The sequence below is a fragment of the Flavobacterium sp. AJR genome (assembly GCF_002156885.1).
Classification (GTDB): Bacteria; Bacteroidota; Bacteroidia; order Flavobacteriales; family Flavobacteriaceae; genus Flavobacterium.
The window spans coordinates 1-760 of sequence record NZ_NCWQ01000201.1; the positions used below are offsets into that span (position 1 = coordinate 1).

General features: G+C 29.6%; 1 protein-coding gene. It reads left to right on the forward strand.

Translation table 11 applies throughout. The annotated features are described in order from the left end of the window. The first annotated feature begins 44 nt into the window (after nt 1-44). Nucleotides 45-743, forward strand: coding sequence for a WecB/TagA/CpsF family glycosyltransferase (locus tag B8T70_RS23545; protein ID WP_086896440.1), 699 nt, complete (start codon nt 45-47; stop codon nt 741-743). Nucleotides 744-760: the final 17 nt, after the last annotated feature.

The window sequence follows — 760 nt, forward strand, 5'->3', positions numbered from 1 at the left end:
AAAGTGAGAATTATTGTGATTAATACTGAAATAATACTAAAAAAATGGAATCAAGTTTTTCAAATGGCGTTAATATTTATGCCCCTCAATCTAGAATTGAACTTATAAATTATGCTGTTTTTAATCATAAAATTTTAGTTGCTGTAAATGCAGAAAAAATACTCCACGCAACTAATAAAAGTCGTTCTATTATTAATAGAAATTTGGGCTATCCAGATGGAATTGGGGCAGTTTGGGCACTTCGCAAAAAGGGTTTTAAAAAAGCAGTAAAAATTCCTGGATGTGAACTTTGGTTAGACATAATTGCTGCATATCATACTACTAAAACATTTTATTTAGTTGGAGGAAAAGACGAAGTAATTGAAGCCACTGTTAAAAAATTAAAAAAAGATTTTATAGGCATTCAGATCTTAAATTATAGGAATGGTTTTCTAAAAACGGATGAAGAAAAAGAAGATTTAATAAAAAATATAGTCGAAAAACAACCTGATATTGTTTTCGTAGCAATGGGTTCTCCTAAACAAGAACTACTAATGGAAGAAATTCAAAAGAGACATAAAGCTACTTATCAAGGATTAGGAGGGAGTTTTGATGTATTTACTGGCCATGTTCAACGTGCACCAAAATGGTGGATAAATAACAATCTAGAATGGGCTTATCGTTTAGTATGTCAGCCTTTACGCATAAAAAGACAAATTCATTTAGTTCGATTTTTTGCTTTACTCCAGTTTAATAAGCTTTAAACAATAAATAAATAAAT

What these genes read in the sequence shown, in the direction of transcription:
- B8T70_RS23545 (WP_086896440.1), top strand. Translation starts at nt 45, where the DNA reads ATGGAATCAAGTTTTTCAAATGGCGTTAATATTTATGCCCCTCAATCT.